Annotated in this window: 13 protein-coding genes; 5 read left to right on the top strand and 8 right to left on the bottom strand. The window is 68.4% G+C overall.

The window, feature by feature from the left end; all coding sequences use genetic code 11:
• Positions 1-45: 45 nt before the first annotated feature.
• Positions 46-1,533: a sigma-54-dependent Fis family transcriptional regulator gene (locus CFB52_RS27860; RefSeq protein WP_059581763.1), complete on the bottom strand. Its 1,488-nt coding sequence runs from the start codon at positions 1,531-1,533 to the stop codon at positions 46-48.
• A 327-nt stretch (positions 1,534-1,860) separates the two neighbouring features.
• Between CFB52_RS27860 and CFB52_RS27865 the strand changes: the two genes are divergently transcribed.
• Together CFB52_RS27865 and CFB52_RS27870 are read left to right on the top strand one after the other, a co-directional pair.
• Positions 1,861-3,264, top strand: a complete 1,404-nt coding sequence (locus tag CFB52_RS27865) for a GntP family permease (RefSeq protein ID WP_059581760.1) — start codon at positions 1,861-1,863, stop codon at positions 3,262-3,264.
• A gap of 344 nt (positions 3,265-3,608) precedes the next feature.
• Positions 3,609-3,860 (top strand): DUF4148 domain-containing protein, encoded by a 252-nt coding sequence (locus CFB52_RS27870; protein ID WP_011694888.1) that lies wholly within the window; start codon positions 3,609-3,611, stop codon positions 3,858-3,860.
• Between the two features lie 39 nt (positions 3,861-3,899).
• Here the strand turns inward: CFB52_RS27870 and CFB52_RS27875 are convergent, their stop codons facing one another.
• Positions 3,900-5,498 carry a thioredoxin family protein gene (locus tag CFB52_RS27875; RefSeq protein WP_099318048.1) on the bottom strand — a complete coding sequence of 533 codons (1,599 nt, stop codon included), beginning with the start codon at positions 5,496-5,498 and terminating at the stop codon, positions 3,900-3,902.
• A gap of 275 nt (positions 5,499-5,773) precedes the next feature.
• A complete protein-coding gene (locus tag CFB52_RS27880; protein WP_059581756.1) occupies positions 5,774-6,274 on the bottom strand; it encodes a GNAT family N-acetyltransferase in 501 nt (166 codons plus the stop codon).
• A 470-nt stretch (positions 6,275-6,744) separates the two neighbouring features.
• On the opposite strand from CFB52_RS27880, the gene CFB52_RS27890 reads away from it, so the two are divergent.
• The 3 genes from CFB52_RS27890 to CFB52_RS27900 all read left to right on the top strand — a co-directional run bounded on the left by CFB52_RS27890 (position 6,745) and on the right by CFB52_RS27900 (position 10,779).
• Entirely contained in the window at positions 6,745-9,090 is a 2,346-nt protein-coding gene (locus CFB52_RS27890; RefSeq protein ID WP_099318049.1) for a phosphocholine-specific phospholipase C, read from the top strand.
• A 272-nt stretch (positions 9,091-9,362) separates the two neighbouring features.
• Positions 9,363-9,632, top strand: a complete 270-nt coding sequence (locus CFB52_RS27895) for a hypothetical protein (RefSeq protein WP_059581751.1) — start codon at positions 9,363-9,365, stop codon at positions 9,630-9,632.
• A gap of 154 nt (positions 9,633-9,786) precedes the next feature.
• The gene (locus CFB52_RS27900; protein WP_099318050.1) at positions 9,787-10,779 is read left to right on the top strand and encodes a DedA family protein/thiosulfate sulfurtransferase GlpE; all 993 of its coding nucleotides are present in this window, start codon (positions 9,787-9,789) and stop codon (positions 10,777-10,779) included.
• Positions 10,780-10,833: 54 nt separating this feature from the next.
• On the opposite strand, the gene CFB52_RS27905 is transcribed toward CFB52_RS27900, so the two are convergent.
• The 5 genes from CFB52_RS27905 to CFB52_RS27925 form a co-directional block, all read right to left on the bottom strand.
• The gene (locus CFB52_RS27905; RefSeq protein WP_099318051.1) at positions 10,834-12,306 is read right to left on the bottom strand and encodes an OprD family porin; all 1,473 of its coding nucleotides are present in this window, start codon (positions 12,304-12,306) and stop codon (positions 10,834-10,836) included.
• A 163-nt stretch (positions 12,307-12,469) separates the two neighbouring features.
• On the bottom strand, positions 12,470-13,492 hold the full coding sequence (locus CFB52_RS27910; RefSeq protein ID WP_059581742.1) for an ABC transporter ATP-binding protein: 1,023 nt from the start codon (positions 13,490-13,492) through the stop codon (positions 12,470-12,472).
• Complete coding sequence (locus CFB52_RS27915; protein ID WP_060317836.1) at positions 13,489-14,481, bottom strand: ABC transporter ATP-binding protein; 993 nt, start codon at positions 14,479-14,481, stop codon at positions 13,489-13,491. Before CFB52_RS27915 ends, CFB52_RS27910 begins: the two co-directional genes overlap by 4 nt.
• Positions 14,482-14,483: 2 nt before the next feature.
• Positions 14,484-15,386 carry an ABC transporter permease gene (locus CFB52_RS27920; RefSeq protein ID WP_059644373.1) on the bottom strand — a complete coding sequence of 301 codons (903 nt, stop codon included), beginning with the start codon at positions 15,384-15,386 and terminating at the stop codon, positions 14,484-14,486.
• A gap of 13 nt (positions 15,387-15,399) precedes the next feature.
• The gene (locus CFB52_RS27925) at positions 15,400-16,338 is read right to left on the bottom strand and encodes an ABC transporter permease subunit (protein ID WP_059581735.1); all 939 of its coding nucleotides are present in this window, start codon (positions 16,336-16,338) and stop codon (positions 15,400-15,402) included.

Raw genomic sequence — 16,338 nt, forward strand, 5'->3', positions numbered from 1 at the left:
CTGTTCGATGCGTTACATCGGGCCGCATCGGCGTCGCCGATCGGCCTACCGGGCGATACCGAGCGCCGCCAGTTTCTTGTACAGCGTCGCGCGGCCGATGCCGATGCGCGCGGCCGCTTCAACGACCTTCCCGTCACAAGCCGCCAGCGCATCGGTCAGGAACTGGCGCTCCCACGCCGCCAGTGCATCGGCATACGAAACGGCCGGCGCACCGGATGTCGTCAACGCGTCGCCCGCGCGCTGCTCGGCCGGCACCGCGGCAATCCGCTGCGCCGGCGCCGCACCGTCCGGCGAGATGCGCACCGGCCCGAGAAACGGTGCGAGCGCGCGCGCATCGATCACCGAACGGTCCGACAGCATCAGCGCGCGTTCGAGCGTATTGCGCAACTCGCGCACGTTGCCCGGCCACGGATACGCGCACAGCATCCGCAATGCATCGTCGGTCAGCTCGCAGTGCGCGGCGCGCCCGTGCTGGGCCGCCAGTTCCTCGAGCGTCGCATAGACGAGCGCCGCGATGTCGGATGCGCGTTCGCGCAGCGGCGGCGCGTGGATCGTCAGCACGTTCAGCCGGTAATAGAGATCCGCGCGAAAACGCCCGGCTGCCACGAGCGCCGGCAGGTCGGCCGACGTGGCGGCGATGATGCGCACGTCCGCCCGCACGATCCGGTTCGAGCCGACCGGCTCGAACTCCTTGTCCTGCAGCACGCGCAGCAGCTTGCCCTGCAACGGCAGCGGCATGTCGCCGATCTCGTCGAGAAAGAGCGTGCCGCGATCGGCCAGCTCGAACTTGCCGACGCGCCCCTTGCGATCGGCGCCGGTGTACGCGCCGGGCGCCGCACCGAAGAATTCGGTTTCGAGCAGCGTGTCGGGAATCGCCGCGACGTTGACGGTCACGAGCGGCTGGAGCGCACGCGCCGACGCCGCGTGAATCGCGTGGGCGAGCAGTTCCTTGCCGGTGCCCGTCTCGCCGAGCAGCAGCACCGGCGAATCGACTTGCGCCGCGCGACGCGCCTGGCGCTTGGTCTCGAGGCTCGCGGCGCTCGTGCCGACGAAGCTCGCGAACGTGTATTTCGCGCGGCGCGCCTGCGCGAGCGAGCGCTGCGTCGCGATCAGTTGCTGCTGAAGCTGCGCGTAGCGGGAAAAAATCGGCGTGAGCGTCTTCAACTGGTCGAACAGCGCGAAGCCGATCGCGCCCACCGTCTCGCCGGCCTCGTTCTTCAACGGCAGGCGCGTGACGACGAGCGGTTCGCGGCCCGTCTCCATGATGTCGAGCAGGATCGGCTGCCCGGTCGACACGACCTCGCGCATCAGGCTGTTCGGAATCACGGCCTCGCAGTCGAGGCCGACGGCCTGCTGCGGATCGGCGAAACCGAAGCGTGCGGCGTAGCGCTCGTTCATCCACACGACGCGCGCCTCGCGATCGACGACCACCGTGCCCGCACTCGAATCCTCGAAAGTCCGGAACAGCGACTCGGCGGCGCGCCGCAGCACGTCGCCGTAGTTGACGGGCAGGCGGGCCCAGTCGTTCATCATCGTGTCGTCGTCTCCATGTATCGTCGGCCAGATTGTCTCTGGAACGAGACGGATTATCTCACTCTGGAGACACCCCGCAATGCGTTGTCCGGGAAAGCCCTGCATGATTTCGAGGGTCGGCCGGATGGCCGAAACGTCTCCCGATGGAGACGTTTTATGTAGAATCGTCAGACTTACGCCGGCGCGGGCCCGCCGGCCGTCGGCGGGCCCATGTCCGGCGGCGCAATGCGCCCGGTGGCACGAAACCTGCACCAACCCGAGTTGGTCCGCGGTGCACCGCGCGATCGAACAACAACCAAAGCCATTCCAAGCTTTTAGGAGACTCCCTTGTCTTTCGTGATCGTCCTCGCCGCGCTGGCGTTCCTGATGTTCGCCGCGTATCGCGGCTACAGCGTGATCCTGTTCGCGCCGATCGCCGCGCTCGGCGCGGTGCTCCTGACCGAACCCGCCGCCGTCGCACCCGTTTTCTCGGGCATCTTCATGGAGAAGATGGTCGGCTTCGTCAAACTGTATTTCCCGGTCTTCATGCTCGGCGCCGTGTTCGGCAAGGTGATCGAGCTCTCCGGGTTCTCCGAGTCGATCGTTCACGCGGCGATCCGCTACATCGGCCGCTCGCGCGCGAATGCGGTGATCGTCGCGGTGTGCGCGCTGCTCACCTATGGCGGCGTCTCGCTGTTCGTCGTGGTGTTCGCGGTCTATCCGTTCGCGGCCGAACTCTATCGCCAGAGCAACATCCCGAAACGGCTGATGCCCGGCGCGATCGCCCTCGGCGCGTTCTCGTTCACGATGGATTCGCTGCCCGGCACGCCGCAGATCCAGAACATCATCCCGACCACGTTCTTCAAGACGACCGCCTGGGCCGCGCCCGCGCTCGGCACGATCGGCTCGCTGTTCATCATCGTCGTCGGCCTCGCGTATCTCGAATGGCGGCGCCGTTCGGCAATGGCGAAGGGCGAAGGCTACGGCACGTCACTCGTCAACGAGCCGGAACGCGTCGAGGCGAAGGCGCTGCCGCACCCCGCGCTGGCGATCCTGCCGCTGATCCTCGTCGGCGTGTCGAACTTCGCGTTCACGAAGCTGATCCCGCAGTGGTACGGCGCCGCGTCGTACACGGTCGCGCCGGAAGTGCTGCCGGGCGTGCACGCGCCGGTCACGACGTCGATCAAGACCGTCGTCGCGATCTGGTCGGTCGAGGCCGCGCTGCTGCTCGGTATCGTGCTGGTGGTGCTGACGGCATTCAAGCGCGTCAGCGACCGCTTCGCGGCCGGCTCGAAGGCCGCCGTCGCCGGCGCGCTGCTCGCCGCGATGAACACCGCGTCGGAATACGGCTTCGGCGGCGTGATCGCCGCGCTGCCGGGCTTCCTCGTCGTCAGCGATGCGCTGAAGAGCATCCCGAACCCGCTCGTCAACGCAGCCGTGTCGGTCAGCTCGCTCGCCGGCATCACGGGCTCGGCGTCGGGCGGCATGAGCATCGCGCTCGCCGCGATGTCGGACTTGTTCATCAAGGGCGCGCAGGCCGCCAACATCCCGATGGACGTGCTGCACCGGGTCGTCGCGATGGCGAGCGGCGGCATGGACACGCTGCCGCACAACGGCGCGGTCATCACGCTGCTCGCGGTCACGGGCCTCACGCACCGCGAGTCGTATCGCGACATCTTCGCGGTCACCGTCATCAAGACGCTCGCCGTGTTCTTCGTGATCGCCGTGTACTACGCGACGGGGCTCGTGTAAGCGTTGGCATCAGGGCGGCGCTTCGTGCGCCGCCTTCCCGTCTTTCAAGATCGGACCGCATGCGCGCCGGAATCAATTCCGGAATGCGCATCCGGTCCGACTTCATTTCCCTGCCCGCCGAATCAGGTCAAATTCACGCCGCCGCGCCTGCACACGCGTGGCGGCTACCCGGGGCCATTGCACGACCTCGCCCCTTACGCGCCCATTGTTACCCGCAGCAAAACACTGCGTTGGGCGCGATCGCATTTTTCCCGGGCCCGCCGCGGCCTACACTGGTTCCAACGTCGCGCGGCGCTTCGACGAACGAAGCGCCGCGAATCACCGGAATCGTGGAGGTCCCGATCATGAAGCGCCTGATCCAAGCCGTTGCCATCGCCCTGGCCGTCTCGGCCCCGTTCGCCGCACAGGCCCAGTCGAACCAGCCGCTCACGCGCGCGCAGGTCCACGCCGAAGTCAAGGCGCTCAAGCAGGCCGGCTTCCAGTCGAGCGACTGGTTCTATCCGGCCAGCATCGTATCGGCCGAAGCAAAAATTGCCCGCGAGCACGACGCCGGATACGGCAGCGACCGCGGCGCATCGTCGGAGTCGGGCCGGTAATCGTTCGCCCCGCCCGCTCGACGATCCGTCGACGCGCCGTTACGCCTTCACGGGCTGGATCAGCTTCGCGCACGCCGCTGCCTGCGGATCGCCCGCCGGCAACTTCCCGCACACGCCGTCGAACTGCTTGACGACCGACCTGACCGACGCATCGTGCGCGCCGCTGCCGCGCCAGCGGTTCAACTGCGTGACGACCTTGGTCAGCGCGCGCAGGTTCGCGCCGTAGAACGCGTCCCGGGTCTTGTCGGCCTGTGCGAGCACGCTGGCCGCAATCCCTTCGATGCGCGCCGAATCGTTCGGCGCCAGTTCCACCGCATTCGCAAAGTAAGTCGCGCCCCAGCGCAGCTTCGTCGCCGGCCCGCTCGCCGCGTCGTACGCCTTGCGATACCAGTCGAGCGCGGCCGCCTTGTCGCCGCGCGCCTTCGCGTTCGCGGCCAGCCCCGACATGAAGTAGTACGGCGTGGACGAACGCGGCAGCTCGGCCTTCAGCAACGCATCCGATTCGTCGTACAGGCCGGCGTCGGTCAGCGTGTCCGCGCCTTCGCTGACGAGCGCCTGCCGCTCGTACGCGTTCGCCGCGCCCTGCACCGACGCGGCGATCTGCTTGCGTGCGGTGTCGGCCAGCGCCGCCGGTGCGGCGGGCGACGTGCCGCTGCGCGCGTCGCCGCGCGCGAGCAGCACGCGGCCGTGCAGCGCCATCAGCCGGTCGATCGACGATAGCGTGGTGTCGGTCGACAGGCGCGCCAGCGCCGCGTCGTATGCGCCGCGCAACTTGGTGCGCTGCGCGTCGTCGCTACCGAGATACGCGACCACGCGCGCGGGGGCCGCGACCAGCACGTCCGAATCGGCGCGCGACAGCGCGGCATCGTGCAGCACCGTGCGCAGCGAATCGGCCAGCGCAGCCTTGTCGAGCGCACCGGCCTGCGTCGGGTCGTCCGACGCGGCGACCACCGCCGACTTCAACGCGAAGCGCGCCGATTCGGCTTTCGCGCCAGCCGCCCGTGCGCGTTGCGCGAGCGACTGCAGCGTCTCGGCGACACGATCGGCCGGCACCGGCAGCGCACCGTCGGTATCCCACGAATAGTCGGCCAGCAGGCGCCATTCGTCCGGCGTCAGCGACGCGCCGTTCTTCAGCGCCGTCGCGAGCGTCTGCCGCACCGGATGCGCGGCCGTCATCCCGAGCGACAGCGCCTGCATGTAGCGGTCGAGATCGGCCTCGCCCGGCAGCCGCGTCACTTCGGTGCCGTCGGGACGGAACAGGATCATCGTCGGATAGCCGTGCACCTTGAAACGCTCGCCGAGCTTCTGCGCGCTTTCGGTATCGCCGTCGAGATACACGGGCACGAAGAACGACGAGCGCGTCTTGAATGCCTGCTGGCTGAAGATCGTCGACTTCACCTGGTTGCACGACGGGCACCATACCGCGCCCCAGTACAGCAGCAGCGGCTTGCCCTCGCGCTTAGCGAGCGCGAACGCGGCATCGACGTCGCCGTGTTGCCACGCGATGCCGGGCGGCAGATGCGCACCGTCGGGCGATGCGCTCGCCGCCGGCGCGGCCGCGGGAGTGGCAGCGGCAAGCGCCGCACCGGCGGCGGCGAACAGGCAGGCGGCGGTGAGATTGCGGAGAACGGTTTTCATCGAAGCGGATTCCGTTGAAAAAGACGGTTTCAGGGCGATGCCGCGCACGCAACGAGGGCCGTGAAGCGATGACGATGAAGCCGGCCGACATGCCGCGCCGCGCAGGCATCGATACGGAGAAGCGAAGCCGGCCGAATCGGCCGGCAAATCGTTCGACGATACGACGGATACAGCGGAAGGAAAACGAACGAATTCTCGATTGAATATGACGCGCGGCAGCGCGGCAGCGCGGCTGCACGGCCGCGCGTGCCGTCACGTCCGCGACGGCCGGCCCTTCATTGCCGCGCCCTGATCCGGGCCATGTGATACACGGACGCATGCACGCCGTCGCGCAATGCGTAATCCGGCGATTCGCCCTCGATGCGGAAACCGTGTTTCTCGTAGAGCGCGATCGCCGCGCGGTTGTCGGTGAACACGGTCAGCTCGACGCGCGTGATGTTCAGCCAGTTCTCCGCGAGATCGATCGCGGCCGCGAGCAGCCGGCCGCCGATGCCATGCCCGTGACGGGCCGCGTCGACCATCATGCCGAGCGCCGCCGCGTGCCGCCTGCGGGGATTCGGCTCGGGACGCAGGCCGAGATGGCCGACCACCGTGCCGTCGATTTCGGCGACGAGGCTCACGCCGTGCGCACGTATGTCGTCGAGCCGCTTCTGCCATTTTTCGAGCGACGGAAACGGCTGCAGCAACGTATTCATGTACACCGCGGGGTGCGCGGCGATCTGCCGGATCGCGTCGACGTCGTGCGTCTCGCTGTGCCGGATCCTGATATCGGTCATGGGTGGGCCGGGTCCGAAAAGTCGCGCCGATGGCGCGGACCGCGCACGCGCGCGGCAATGCATCGAGCTTAGCCGATTTCACGCATTTGAAACACGGGGTCACGCCGTGTCCGTCAGGTTGCATCCGCAACGAAACGCCTTCGCGCCGCGCGCGCGGAATCCGGAAAATTCTGACCGGCCGCCCCTCGGCGATCGGTAATTTATTACCGTTTTCAAGCTCGCAAAGCGCTCGAACGTATCGTTGTGCATGCAACGTCGCTTTCGCGACATGCGATGTCATTTCTTCATCACGTCGACGTCATGCGGCCTCCCTAGACTGAGCGCCGCGCCGGCCGCGATGCGCGCACCGCCGCGACACGCGGCCGACGCCCCGAACGCGCATGCATCGCGGACCGTCCCGTGGCGGGACGACACCCGGGCACCGCCAGACGAACTCACGAACGCTCCCACCTTCACAGGATCCGAACGCCATGACGTCACGCCGCAAATTCCTTCAGCAGACCGCCGGTTCCGGCCTCGCCGCCGCCGCGCTGTCCGCGTTTCCGCCGAGCATTCGCCGCGCGCTCGCCATTCCCGCCTTCCACGAAACGGGGACCATCCAGGACGTGAAGCACGTCGTGCTGCTGATGATGGAGAACCGCGCGTTCGACAGCTACTTCGGCACGTTCAAGGGCGTGCGCGGCTATGGCGACCGCTTCGCGGTGCCGTCGCCGAACGGTCGCGACGTGTTCTACCAGTCGTACACGAAGGTGACGGCCGCCGCGACCGTGACGCCGTATCACCTCGACGCGCGCCAGGGCAACGCGCAGCGCGCGGGCGGCACGCCGCACGCATGGGCCGATGCGCAGGCCGCGTGGGATCACGGCCGGATGAACCGCTGGCCCGACACGAAAACGCCGCTGTCGATGGGCTATTACGACGCGGCCGAAGTGCCGTTCCAGCGCGCGCTCGCCGATGCGTTCACGCTGTGCGACCACTACCACTGCGGGATGCACACGGGCACGATCGCGAACCGCCTGTTCTACTGGAGCGGCACCAACGGCCCGAACGGCATCAGCCCGGCCGACGGCAGCCGCGTGAAGATCGCTGCGCTGAACAACCAGTTCAACGGCGGCAACGACATCGGCCCGTCGAGCCAGGGCTGGACCTGGACGACCTATGCCGACCGGCTGCAACAGGCCGGCGTGAGCTGGAAGGTCTACCAGAGCCTGATCGACAACTTCGGCTGCAACGAGATGATGAGCTTCCGCCACTGGCGCGCGGCGATCGAGCAGATGCCGGCCGCGCGCCGGCCCACGTACGTCGCGTCGACCGACATCACGCAGCCGGTGACGGCGGCCGGCGCGTTCTACGATCCGGCGATCGACGATCCGCTGAGCCCGCTCGCGAAGGGGTTCGGCAACACGATGCCATACGGCTTTCTCGAAACGTTGCGCGACGACATCCGCGACGGCAAGCTGCCGGAAGTGTCGTGGATCATCCCGCCGTCCGCGTACAGCGAGCACCCGGGGCCGTCGAGCCCCGCGCAGGGCGGCTGGTACGTGCAGGCCGTGCTCGACGCGCTGACGGCGAACCCGGAGGTCTGGAGCAAGACCGTGCTGCTGGTCAACTACGACGAGAACGACGGCTTCTTCGACCACATGCCGTCGCCGGCCGTGCCGTCGCGCAACGCCGACGGCACGCTCGCGGGCGGCCATACGCTGTCGGCCGCCGACGTCGCGGTCGAGTACCACGACTTCACGCCGGCCACGTCGAGCCAGCCGGCCAGCGACGGCCGTCCGTACGGCCCGGGCCCGCGCGTGCCGATGTGGATCGTGTCGCCGTGGAGCCGCGGCGGCTGGGTCAACTCGCAGGTGTTCGACCATACGTCGACGCTGCGCTTCCTCGAGAAGCGCTTCGGCGTCGCGGAGCCGCAGATCAGCGCGTACCGCCGCGCGGTGTGCGGCGACCTGACGAGCGCGTTCAACTTCCGCACGCCGAACGACGAGCCGCTGCCGACGCTCGCGGGCCGCACGACGAAAAGCCAGGCCGATGCGCTGAGCGCCGCGCAGCAAACCGCGCCGAAGATCGTGCCGCCCGCCACGCCCGCGCTGCCCGCGCAGGCGACCGGCGTGCGCCCGTCGCGCGCGTTGCCGTACGAGCTGCACGCGAGCGCGCGCGCCGATGCCGCCGCCGGCACGGTCACGCTGAAGTTCGCGAACACCGGCCGCGAGGCCGCCGTGTTTCACGTCTACGACAAGCTGCACCTCGACCGGCTTCCGCGGCGCTACGTCGTCGAGCCGGGCAAGACGCTGCATGGCGACTGGGCCGCGCGCGCGGACGACGGCGGTAAATATGACCTGTGGGTGCTCGGCCCGAACGGCTATCACCGCCGCTTCACCGGCGATCTGAGCCGCCTGGCCGGGGGGCGCGCGCCGCACCCGGAAGTGCGCGTCGGCTATGCGGGCGCGAGCGGCAGCCTCCACCTGCGGCTGCGCAACGACGGCGGCGGCACGGTGCGCTTCACGGTGAAGTCGAACCAGGTCTACGGGCCGCTGTCCGGGCGCGGCGCAAGCGCCGACCATGGTCATGGCCACGGCGACGAAAACGGTCACGGTCACGGCAACGGCCATGGCACCGGCACCACGTGGACCGTCACGGTGCGCGCCGGCGATCAGTCCGAACTGCACTGGAAGCTCGATTCGACCGGCTACTGGTACGACTTCATCGTCACCGCCGACAGCGACGCGAGCTTCTCGCGCCGCGTGGCCGGGCGCGTCGAAACCGGCCGCCACTCGGTCAGCGACCCGGCGATGGGGCTCGCCGACCGCTTCTGACGCCACCGCGGCGACGCGCGGCGCGGCGCGCGCCGCCCGCGCCGGGGCGGCCGCGAACGCCGTTCGGGTACCGGTTCCGGCCGGGGCCGATCCGGCGCAGACGCCCGCCCGGCGCGGCTCAAACATCAGAAGGATCGGTGGTGTAGCCCTCATTTCCGGCCCACGAAAATGCTCCGTGTCGCGGCCCGTTCGCGTTAAACTGCGTCAAGCCGTATTCAACAAAGACATCCTTGCCGCTCCGGCATCCACGACACGATACGAGGATAGGTTCGATGCGCACTACCGGCTCATCCGGGGCAATGACCCTGCTCACCGAACACGACGCGGCCGACGGCCGCGAACTGCGCTCGCTCCGGCTCGAAGCGACCGGCGACGGCAAGAGCGTGCTGCTGATCGAGGTCGACGAACGCAAGCCCGGCATCCACCGCGAGGTTCGCTACGAGATCACCCCGGCCGAACTGATCGCGGCGATCCGCTCGCACGGCGCCGAGCTGCCCGGCGAAAACCACGGCGCCGCGTCGCTCGCCCGTACGCCTTCCTGATTCCGAACGGTGAGCCGCGTGCAACGCGCCGGCTCACCCACATTCCCCTGCCGCCGTCAGGCGCTTTGCATCATTCCCGCCGCTGCGTTGAAAAAGGCCGATAATCGGCCCATCCGCCTTTCCTGCCCACGCGTTTCCTTTTCGGCCAGCCGTCATGCTCCGTGACCTCGTCGCCCAGTACGGGCCGCTTCTCGTGTTCGCCAACGTGCTCGCGGCGGCCATCGGCCTGCCGGTGCCCGCGATGCCGACGCTCGTGCTGTTCGGCGCGATGTCCGCGATGCATCCGGCGATGATCGGCTCGCAACTCGTGACGGTCGTGGCGCTGTCGGTGCTCGGCGCGCTGGTCGGCGACACGGTCTGGTACGTCGCCGGGCGGCGTTACGGCGGCACGACGCTGAAGACGATCTGCCGGCTGTCGCTGTCGCGCGATACCTGCGTGAAAAAGACCGAGCGCTTCTTCGGCCGCTACGGCGTGCGCGTGCTCGCGGTCGCGCGCTTCATTCCGGGGTTGTCGCTCGTGTCGGTGCCGATGGCCGGCGCGCTCGGCACGCGCTACCGCACGTTCGCCGGCTACGACGCGCTCGGCGCCGCGCTGTGGACGATCGTCGGGCTGGGCGCCGGCCTCCTGTTCTACCGGCAGATCGACTGGCTGTTCGCCGGCGCGAGCCAGCTCGGCCGCGCGGTGCTGCTGGTCATCGTCGCGCTGCTCGCGGTCTATGCGGCCGTGCGCTGGATGCGCCGCCGTGCGCTGATCCGCCAGCTCGCGAACGCGCGGATCGGCGTCGACGAGCTCGACATGCTGCTGCGCGACGCCGCCGCGCCGGTGGTGCTCGACGTCCGCTCGCCCGAGCACCGCAAGCTCGACCCGTTCACGATTCCCGGTGCGCAGTTCGCCGACGAGCGCCAGATCGGCGACATCGTCGCGCGCTATCCGCTCACGCAGAAATTCGTCGTGTATTGTTCGTGCCCGAACGAAGTGACGGCCGCGCTGATGGCCAAGCGCCTGCTCGATGCAGGCTTCACCGATGCGCTCGCATTGCGCGGCGGCCTCGACGCGTGGCGCGATACGGGCCGCCAGCTTACGTCGCTCGTGGAAGAGGTGCCCGCCGCGAACGATTCCGTAGCGGGATGGCACAAGCCGGCCTGATCGCATCGATCGCCGGCCGGCCGTGCGAGACAGGGGGCCTCGCGCCCCCTTCGGTCAGAACGCGTGCAGCGGCAGGTTCACGACCAGACGGTACTCGGTGTTCGTCGCGTCCGAGTAGTGGGCCGAACCGTTGTGCCACATCGAGATGAACGTGACCTTCGTGTTCTTCAGCTTGCCGCTCTGGAACGTGTACGAAGGGATGAAGCCGAACTCGTGGTGACGGCCCTGCACCGGCGCGCCGTTGCTCCAGTAGATGCTCGACTTGCTCGGGTCGTTCGCCGCGCCCGCACTGCCGTCCGCGCCCCAGCCGGTCACGCCCCACACCATCGCCTTGAAGCCCGGCAGGCCCGCTTCCTTGCCGTAGAACGTGTAACGCAGCTGCAGCGATTTTTCGTGCGGCGCGTTGTAGTCGACGTCCATCGAGTTGGTCAGGAAGATGCCGTTCGTTTCGTTCAGGTAGTCGAAGAACTGGTCGCCGAGCACCTGCTGGAAGCCGACCAGCAGCTCGTGCGGGCCGTGCTGCGCCGCCAGCGACAGGCTGTACGCGTTGTTGTTGATCTTGCCTTGCAGCGCGTCGCCCGTGTCGTGCGTCGAGTAGACGTTGCCGAAGCCGGTCCACTTGATCGTCTGCGGGCTGCCGATGCTGTGCTTCACCGACGCGTAGTACTGGTGCCACACGTCGTCGGCCTGGTTCGCGTACAGCGCGACCTCGCCGTTCGGCGAGTAGTCCCACGTGCCGCCGACGTAGGTCAGGCGGTTCACGCGCGTGCCGCCGTATTGCGTCGTCAGGTTGGTAAGCGTCGTATGGCCGCGTGCGTCGGTCTTCGTGAAGCTGCCGGCCTCGAGCATCACGTTCTTGAATTCATTGCTGACGATCGTCGCACCGAGGAACGTCGGCGGCAGCGCGCGGTTGTCGTGCTGCTCCATGAACGGGTTGTCGACGGCCTGCAGACCGTACTTGACCACCGTGTTCGAGATGCGCGCCTTCACGTCGTAGATGCCCGGGTACGCCCATGCAAGCTGATTCGACCCGCCGCCGCCCTTCGCCACGTGCACCATGTTGCCCGCGCCGGCGCCGCCATCGAGCTTCAGGCCCGCGTACAGCGATGCGTCGACGCCGAAGCCGATCAGGCCCGCCGTATAACCGGACTCGAAGTTCGCCATCACGCCCTGGACCCACGCATGGCGATGCGGCCCGCCCTTGTTGTCGAGGATGTCCGAATAGTTGCGGAACAGGAAGTCGAGATGGCTGTCGGCGATGAAGCCGTTCGATTTCGACTGCGCCGACGGCTCGTCGGGCGGCGTGACGGCCTGGCTGGCCTCGGCATTGACAATGGCGTTCGGGGTCGTTGCCTGCGCAACGGCCGCGCCCGAGCCGGCGGCCGGCGCGGCCTGCGCGACCGTCAACGGCGCGGGGGCCGCGTCGTCGGCGTGCGCGACGCCCGTCAGCGAGACGCCGGCGAGCGCCGGCAGTCCCCATGCAAGCAGCATCTTCGATGCCGTCCCGATCGTCTTCTGCTTTTTCATCGTAATAATTCTCGTCTTGTGTTGATATCGTCCACGCCGGTCGCGATCTGCTCCCAGCCCCCCGGCGAGCCCCGCCAAGGACGCGCCTGTACCCGCGGTGCGAAGATCGTTCGCGCCGCACCTACCCCTGTTGACCTGCCTTGGTTATGTTTGCTGTGTCACTTCAGCACGCCGCGCCCGCGCGGATGCATGCGACGCGCGCCGCCGACCCCTGCCGCACTTCCGGCAGCGGCACGTCCCGCGCGCATGCGTCGATCGCGACCGGACAGCGCGTGCGGAACGCGCAGCCGGACGGCGGGTTGAGCGGCGAGGGCATCTCGCCCGCCAGCAGCATCGGACGGCGAGCACGCTCGCGCGCCGGCTCCGGCGTCGGCGCCGCATCGAGCAGCGCCTTCGTGTACGGATGCTGCGGCACGCCGTACACGTCATGCCGCGTGCCGAACTCCATGACGCGGCCGAGATACATCACGAGCACGCGCTGGCTGATGGCCTTCACCACCGCCAGGTCGTGCGCGACGAACAGATAGGACAACGACAGTTCGCGTTGAAGATCGCGCAGCAGGTTCACGATCTGCGCCTGGATCGACACGTCGAGCGCCGATACCGGTTCGTCGCAGATCACGAGCTTCGGCTCGCTGATCAGCGCGCGCGCAATGCCGACGCGCTGGCACTGCCCGCCGGAAAATTCATGCGGATAACGCAGCAGGTGATGCGCGTTCAGGCCGACGCGTTCGAGCATCGAGATCACGCGGCGGCGCACTTCGGTACGGCCGAGGCCCGCGTGATGCGTGACGAGCGGCTCCGCGACGACCTGCTCGATCGTCATGCGCGGGTCGAGCGACGCGAGCGGATCCTGAAAGATCATCTGCACTTCGCGCCGCATCGCGGTGCCGCGCAGGTGATCGGGCGCGACGGCCTGGCCGCGCCATTTCACGGTGCCGGCCGTCATCGGCACGAGGCCGATCAACGCCCGCGCGAGCGTCGACTTGCCGCAGCCCGATTCGCCGACGAGCCCGACCGTCTCGCCGCGCTTGACGTCGAACGACACGCCGTCGACCGCGCGCAGCGTGCCCTTCGGCGACCACGGATAGCCGCCGAGCGGCACGCGGAAATGCACTTTCAGATTGTCGACGGACAGCAGCGTGTCGTCCGTCGCGCCGGCTTGGCGGCGTTCATCGACGCTCATCGCAGACCTCCGATCAAATCGGCCACGGGCCGGTGGCACGCGCGCACCGCGCCCGCGGCGCCATAGGTTACGAGCGCCGGGCGCTCGGCGCCGCAGCGTTCTTCCGCATACGTGCAGCGCTTCGCGAACGCACACCCGGCCGGCGCGGTGCCGGGCATCGGCGGGTTGCCGGGAATCGCGACGAGCGGCGCATCGTCCGCGTCGGTCAGGCGCGGCAGCGCGTTGAGCAGGCCGATCGTGTACGGATGCGACGGCGCCGCGAAGATCGAGTCGGCCGGCGCGTATTCGACCGTGCGGCCCGCGTACATGACCATCACGTCGTCGGCGAGGCCGGCGACCACGCCCATGTCGTGCGTGATCAGCACGATCGCGGTGCCGCGCTCGCGGTTCAGCTCGCGCAGCAGGTCGATGATCTGCGCCTGCACGGTCACGTCGAGCGCGGTGGTCGGCTCGTCGGCGATCAGGATTTCCGGCTCGGACAAGAGCGCCATCGCGATCATCACGCGCTGACGCATGCCGCCCGAGAACTCGTGCGGATACATGCGAATGCGGCGCGCCGCGTCGGGAATGCGCACCGATTCGAGCGCCTCGATCGCGCGCTTGATCGCTTCCTTGCGCGACAGCTTGCGATGCAGCTGCAGCGTCTCGGTCATCTGCCGCTCGATCGTCAGGAACGGATTGAGCGACGTCATCGGATCCTGGAAGATCATCGCGATGCGGTCGCCGCGCACCGCGTTCAGCGCGCGCGTATCCATGTCGAGCAGGTTGTCGCCGCGGTAGCGCGCGGCGCCCGTCGTCGTGCCGTTGCCGGCCAGCAGGCCGAGCAGCGCCATCACGGTCTGGCTCTTGCCCGAGCCCGATTCGCCGACGATGCCGAGCGTCTTGCCGGCTTCGAGCGAGAACGACACGCCGTTCACGGCGTCGATCGGCGGCGCATCCTTGCGCGTGAAGCGCACGCCGAGGTTTTCAACTTCCAATAGAGCGGCCATCTTCAGCGATCCTTCGGGTCGAGCGCGTCACGCAGGCCATCGCCGACGAAGTTCACGCAGTAGAGCGTCACGCACAGCATGACGGCCGGGGCCAGCAGCAGCCACGGCATCGATTCCAGTTTCTGCGCGCCGTCCTGGATCAGCACGCCCCAGCTCGTCATCGGCTCCTGCACGCCGAGGCCGAGGAACGACAGCACCGATTCGGTGAGCACGATGTTCGGCACCGAGACCGTCGCGTACACGACGACCACGCCGAGCAGGTTCGGCACGACGTGGCGCAGCACGATCGACGCCGGCGACACGCCGATCGCGCGCGCCGCATCGACGAACTCGCGGTTGCGCAGCGACAGCGTCTGGCCGCGCACGACGCGCGCCATGTCGATCCACGAGAACGCGCTGATGGTCAGCACGACCAGCATGAACGAGCGGCCGAACAGGGTCATCATCAGGATCGCGATCAGCAGGTACGGGATCGCGTACATCATGTCGACGACGCGCATCATCACGGCGTCGACGCGGCCGCCCGCGAAGCCGGCGGTCGCGCCCCACGCGACGCCGAACAGGCCTGACACGAGCGTGCCGAGCAGGCCGACCTCGATCGATACGCGGCCGCCGATCAGCGTGCGCACGAGCAGGTCGCGGCCGAGCTCGTCGGTGCCGAACCAGTGCTGGTTCGCCCAGGTCGGCGGCAGGCTGATCGAGGCCCAGTCGCTCGCGGCGGGATCGGCCGCGAGCAGCCACGGGCCGACGAAGCACGCGAGCGTGATCAGCGCGAGCAGCACGAGGCTGAACACGGCCGCACGGTTGTGAAGGAAGCGTGCGAACGCCAGCTCGAGCGGCGAGCGCGAACGCGGCGGCGAATCGGTCTGCACGGGCAGGCCGACGACGGGAGTGGTCGGGGTCATCGCTGTGCCTCGCTCAATAACGGATGCGCGGATCGAGCCACGCGTACGCGAGGTCGACCAGCAGGTTGAACAGCACCGCGAAGACGGTCGTCAGCACGACGAGGCCGAGCACCAGCGTGTAGTCGCGGTTGATGGCGCCGTTCACGACGAGCTGCCCGAGGCCCGGCAGCGCGAACACCGATTCGGTGACGACGGCCGCCGTGATCGACGTGATGCAGACCGTGCCGAACAGCGACACGACCGGCATCAGCGCGGGCTTGAGCGCGTGGCGCAGCACGATGGTCGAGCCCGGCAGGCCCTTCGCGCGCGCGGTGCGGATGTAGTTGCTCGACAGCGTCTCGATCATCGAGCCGCGCATCACGCGCGCGAGCAGCGACACGTTGATGAGTGTCAGCAGCGCGATCGGCAGCAGCCGGTACCGCCAGCCGCCGTCGCCCCAGCCGCCGGCCGGCAGCCAGCCGTTGCCTTCCGACGTCTTCAGCAGGATCGCGAAGATCCACACCATGACGGGGCCGAGCACGAACGGCGGCACGACGTTGCCGAAGTTGCCGATCAGCATCACGAAGCGGTCGATCACGCTGTCGCGGCGCACGGCCGCGACGGTGCCGAGCAGCACGCCGAGCACGATCGAGATCGGGATCGACACGCCGCCGACGCCGAGGCTCACGGGCAGCGCCTTCTTCACGAGATCGTTGACCGACCAGTCGACGTAGCGGAACGACGGGCCGAGATCGCCGTGCAGCAGCGAGCCGAGATACAGCAGGTACTGCTTCCACAGCGGCTCGTCGAGGTGGTACTTCGCGTTCAGGTTCGCGAGCGTCGCGGCGGACAACTGCTTCTCCGTATCGAACGGGCCGCCGGGCGTGAAGTGCAGCAGCAGGTAGCAGACGGTGATGACCGCGAGGATCGTCGGCACCGCCCACAACGTGCGCCTCAATGCGTAGGCCAGCAT

Origin of the sequence: Burkholderia sp. AU18528, from assembly GCF_002223215.2 — a bacterium.
Classification (GTDB): Bacteria; Pseudomonadota; Gammaproteobacteria; order Burkholderiales; family Burkholderiaceae; genus Burkholderia; species Burkholderia semiarida.

Bases quoted from the DNA above. Each gene is read 5' to 3' on its own strand.
- CFB52_RS27860 (WP_059581763.1), bottom strand. From the start codon at position 1,533: ATGATGAACGACTGGGCCCGCCTGCCCGTCAACTACGGCGACGTGCTG.
- CFB52_RS27870 (WP_011694888.1), top strand. From the start codon at position 3,609: ATGAAGCGCCTGATCCAAGCCGTTGCCATCGCCCTGGCCGTCTCGGCC.
- CFB52_RS27875 (WP_099318048.1), bottom strand. From the start codon at position 5,498: ATGAAAACCGTTCTCCGCAATCTCACCGCCGCCTGCCTGTTCGCCGCC.
- CFB52_RS27880 (WP_059581756.1), bottom strand. From the start codon at position 6,274: ATGACCGATATCAGGATCCGGCACAGCGAGACGCACGACGTCGACGCG.
- CFB52_RS27890 (WP_099318049.1), top strand. From the start codon at position 6,745: ATGACGTCACGCCGCAAATTCCTTCAGCAGACCGCCGGTTCCGGCCTC.
- CFB52_RS27895 (WP_059581751.1), top strand. From the start codon at position 9,363: ATGCGCACTACCGGCTCATCCGGGGCAATGACCCTGCTCACCGAACAC.
- CFB52_RS27900 (WP_099318050.1), top strand. From the start codon at position 9,787: ATGCTCCGTGACCTCGTCGCCCAGTACGGGCCGCTTCTCGTGTTCGCC.
- CFB52_RS27905 (WP_099318051.1), bottom strand. From the start codon at position 12,306: ATGAAAAAGCAGAAGACGATCGGGACGGCATCGAAGATGCTGCTTGCA.
- CFB52_RS27910 (WP_059581742.1), bottom strand. From the start codon at position 13,492: ATGAGCGTCGATGAACGCCGCCAAGCCGGCGCGACGGACGACACGCTG.
- CFB52_RS27915 (WP_060317836.1), bottom strand. From the start codon at position 14,481: ATGGCCGCTCTATTGGAAGTTGAAAACCTCGGCGTGCGCTTCACGCGC.
- CFB52_RS27920 (WP_059644373.1), bottom strand. From the start codon at position 15,386: ATGACCCCGACCACTCCCGTCGTCGGCCTGCCCGTGCAGACCGATTCG.
- CFB52_RS27925 (WP_059581735.1), bottom strand. From the start codon at position 16,338: ATGCTGGCCTACGCATTGAGGCGCACGTTGTGGGCGGTGCCGACGATC.